Source organism: Holdemania filiformis DSM 12042, from assembly GCF_000157995.1.
Lineage (GTDB): Bacteria > Bacillota_I > Bacilli_A > Erysipelotrichales > Erysipelotrichaceae > Holdemania > Holdemania filiformis.
Genome location: NZ_GG657558.1, coordinates 194,884 through 199,238, shown reverse-complemented (window position 1 = coordinate 199,238; position 4,355 = coordinate 194,884). Strand labels below are relative to the sequence as shown.

At 49.0% G+C, this 4,355-nt stretch carries 3 protein-coding genes; all 3 read left to right on the top strand.

Annotated features, from left to right (window positions below; translation table 11 throughout):
• Positions 1-1,684 (top strand): FILTED domain-containing surface protein (locus HOLDEFILI_RS11570; RefSeq protein WP_006059895.1); only part of this gene is annotated, 1,684 nt, incomplete at its 5' end.
• 305 nt (positions 1,685-1,989) lie between these two features.
• Positions 1,990-3,135, top strand: coding sequence for an anaerobic ribonucleoside-triphosphate reductase activating protein (locus HOLDEFILI_RS11565; protein WP_039864833.1), 1,146 nt, complete (start codon positions 1,990-1,992; stop codon positions 3,133-3,135).
• 22 nt (positions 3,136-3,157) lie between these two features.
• Positions 3,158-4,355: ribonucleoside triphosphate reductase (locus HOLDEFILI_RS11560; protein ID WP_006059893.1), on the top strand; the 1,198-nt coding region annotated here is incomplete at its 3' end.

The following is a 4,355-nucleotide window of genomic DNA, read 5'->3' as shown; positions in this document are numbered from 1 at the left end:
CACAGTCAATTCCTATAACTACAAAGTTTCCCATGTCTATCGAGATGCTGATAACAATGTTGTTGAAGAACTGACAACGACGAAGGCTGACGAGAAACGTGATTACCTGTCTGCTATTGCTGAATCTCCAAGAGGCCCAGAAAATGCAAATGGTAATTTCGTTCTGTCGAATATCGAAGTTGACAGTGTTGATGAATCGACATTGCAGGCAGATGAAGAAGGAAACATTACGGGAACTATGCCAGCTGAAAATCTGACAATTACGTTCTACTATGATGCAGATAATATCGGTGAGAAAGATCCTGAAGAAGGAGATGGAATCGCAGATAAATATCAAATCACAGTTACGTATGACGCAGTAAACGGTAAAGTTGTTGCTAATCAGGGACCATTTGTATTGACGAAATACAATGCCAACCATGAATATGCAATGGACGGAGTCGCTTATCTGGCTGAAAATCAGATCGCAACAGTTGAACCGAATTTGGGTTATCATCTGACAGGCTGGACACCAGAAAAACCGACAACAGAAATCGCATTGAATGAAGATACGAAATTCGTAGCGACATTCGTCATCAATGAATACCAAGCGACAGTGAAGTACATTGATGAAGAAACGAAGGCTGAAATCGGAACAGCGAAGGAAGTTCCAGCGAAGCATGGAGAAACGATCAACGGTGAAGATTATAAGATGGACATCGAAGATTACGTTTACACCCATGCGGAAAGCAAAGCAATCACGGAAGAGGGAATGATCGTCAACGTTTACTACAGCGCTGATGAAAATCATGACGAGATTCCGGATAAGTATCAGATTCATGTAAACTACAACGCAGTGAATGGTACGATTACCGCTAACCAGGGTCCGTTTACCTTGAATAAGGTCAACGAGAATGGTGAATATGCGGTTGATGGCATTGCTCATCTGAGCGACGATCAAATTGCGAAGGCAAGTCCGAATAACGGATATCAGGGCGGTACTTGGAGTCCGATGGCTCCAACTACGGCGCTGGATCTGACAGAGGATATTACTTTCACGATTACCTTTACAGCAAATCCAGCAGATCCGGATCCTGTTAACCCAGGCTGTCCGGCAGGCACGGAATGGAATGAAGAAGCGCAGGCTTGCTTAGCGCCAGTCATTCCGCCAGTACCAGTTGTACCTCCGGGACCAGGTCCAGTTAATCCTGAACCGCAGCCGGAAGAAGAAGTCATCGTTGAACCGACAACACCGGAAGGCGGCGGAGAAGTAACTCCGACACCGACACCGGAAGTCGAAGAGATCGAAGAACCAGAACAGCCGCAGGTCGGCCATAAGGGTTCTTGGGCTCTGATCAACCTGATCGCCAGCTTGCTCGGCTTGTTAGCGGCACTGTTCCTGATTTTCGCGAAGCACTCGAAAGAGGATGACGACGAGGAAGATCAGAATCAGACCGTAGCGATGAATGAAGAAGAAGATCCGGAACAGTTGAAGCGCAAGAGAATCTACAAGTGGATCTCGGGCTTAACGGCTGTCATCTCGGTCATCGTCTTCGTCCTGACCGAAAACATGCGGCTGCCGATGGTCTTGGTTGATAAGTGGACGCTGTTGATGGTTGTCTTCTTCCTGATCAATGCCGTAACGCTGTACTTAGGCAGAAAATGGCATGAAGATGAGGATGACGAAGAACAAACACAGGCGTAATTATCACAAACGATAGAGAAAGGTCGGGCTCAGGCTCGGCTTTTCTTTTGGCTTTCAGGGAATGGAATAACCGTCAATGAGGTTGAAAACAAGTTTACATAAAAATCCAGAAATTGGAAAAATGAAAATTATCTTTAACTTAGTTTAAGCTAACCTGTGCAAACAGGCTTGGTTAAAGGACTTAGTTCTTTTGAGTGAACTCAGTCGAAATTTGAATAAAAAATTCAAGTTTACAAGGCTTGATGGTCCAGGTTATCCGTGCTATCATCTTAATAGTTGAATTTCCAACTAATCGAGGTGAGGGGATGGAAAAGACAGGACGGCTGTTAACGGATTCGTCCATTTTATATCGCTGTTCGCAAAAATACTACGATAAAGTCCTGGACGCCTATCAGCTGGGATCTGGTCAGCTTCCGTTTTTAATTTTCATTTATGAGAACGAAGGCATTACGATGAACGGTCTGGCGCAGCTGGGCTGTTACGACAAAGGAACCGTCACCAAAGGTGTTCAGCGGCTGGAAGAAGTCGGTTACGTTACGATTGAGGTCAGTCCGGCGGATAAACGCGTGCGGACGCTGCGGACAACGGCGAAAGCGAAGGAGATTATCGGTCAGATCTATCTGATCCGCCAACAATGGTGGGATCAGATCACGCAGAACATGAGTGAAGCGGAGGCGGCGTTGTTTGAGAAGCTGCAAAGTAAGGCGGTCGCGAACGCGCTGGATTATTTAGCGGAAGAAGAACCGGAATTAGAGAGCGTAGGAATTTTTGGAATTCAGAAGATGACGCTGCTTGACTATCCGGGAAAAATTGCGAGTACCTTGTTTACCGGCGGCTGTAACTTCCGTTGTCCGTTCTGTCAGAACTCCGATCTGGTGTTTCTGGCGGAAAATATGGCGCAGATTCCCAAGGAAGAATTGTTTGATTTCTTAAATCGGCGGCAGGGAATTCTGGAAGGAATTTGTATCAGCGGCGGAGAACCGCTGCTGCAGCCGGGGATCGAGGTTTTCTTACGGCAGATCAAGGAACTGGGCTATCCGGTCAAGCTGGATACCAACGGCAGTTTTCCAGACCGCTTAGAGCATCTGATCGACGAAGGGCTGGTCGATTACGTGGCGATGGACTTAAAGAACTGCCGCGAACGCTATGGCGAAACGGTCGGCCTGGCCAAGCTGGATCTGGCCGCGATTGAAAAAAGCGTCGCGTTGTTAATGCGGGATCGGATCCCGTATGAATTCAGAACGACAGTAGTCAGAGAGCTGCATACCGCGGAGGATATGCGGCGCTTGGGCGAATGGATCAAAGGCGCACGCAAGCTGGTTCTGCAGCAGTTTGTCGACAGCGAGCGGGTGATCCAGCCAGGGCTGCACGCCTGCACAAAAGAAGAGATGGAAGCGTTCCGGAGGATTTTGCTTCCATGGGTGCCGGACACCGAGCTCCGGGGATTGTAGAGGAAAGAAAGGGTAGAGAAGTATGTATAAAGTAGTAAAACGCGACGGCATGATTACGGAATTTGATATCAGCAAGATTTCACTGGCCATCACCAAAGCCTTTGAGGCTCAGCAGAAGCAGTATCATTCCAGCGTGATCGATATGCTTGCTCTGCGGGTGACCGCGGATTTTGAAGGCAAGATCAAAAACGATCTGATTCAGGTCGAAGACATTCAGGACAGCGTGGAATCGATTCTGATTCAGTCCGGATATTCCGACGTCGCCAAGGCGTACATTCTGTATCGCAAGCAGCGTGAAAAAATCCGCAATATGAAATCGACAATCCTCGATTATAAAGAGCTGGTCGACAGTTATGTCAAAGCGACGGACTGGCGGGTGAAAGAAAATTCAACCGTAACCTATTCGGTCGGCGGTTTGATTCTGAACAACAGCGGTGCGATCACCGCGAACTACTGGCTTTCGGAAATTTATGATGAGGAAATCGCCAACGCGCACCGCAGCGGCGATATCCATCTGCACGATCTTTCGATGCTGACAGGCTACTGCGCCGGCTGGTCGCTGAAGCAGCTGATTCTGGAAGGCTTAGGCGGCGTGCCGGGCAAAATCACTTCCAAGCCGGCCAAGCATCTGGCTTCGCTGTGCAATCAGATGGTTAACTTCCTGGGCATCATGCAGAACGAATGGGCAGGTGCGCAGGCGTTCTCCTCGTTTGACACCTACCTGGCGCCGTTTGTCAAGGTCGATCATCTGAGCTATGACGAAGTGAAGAAATGCGTCGAGTCGTTTGTCTACGGCGTGAACACACCGAGCCGCTGGGGCACGCAGGCGCCGTTTTCCAACATTACCCTGGATTGGGTCGTCCCTTCCGATTTAGCGCAGCAGCCGGCGATTATCGGCGGTCAGCCGCAGGATTTCACCTATGGCGACTGCCAGAAGGAAATGGATCTGGTCAACAAGGCCTTCATTGAGATCATGATTGAGGGCGACGCCAACGGCCGCGGCTTTCAATATCCGATTCCGACGTATTCGATCACGAAGGATTTCGACTGGTCGGATACCGAAAATAATAAATTGTTGTTTGAGATGACCTCGAAGTACGGCACGCCGTATTTCTCCAATTATGTCAACAGCGACATGCAGCCCAGCGACGTCCGCAGCATGTGCTGCCGTCTGCGGCTGGATCTGCGCGAACTGCGGCGGAAGTCCGGCGGCTTCTTCG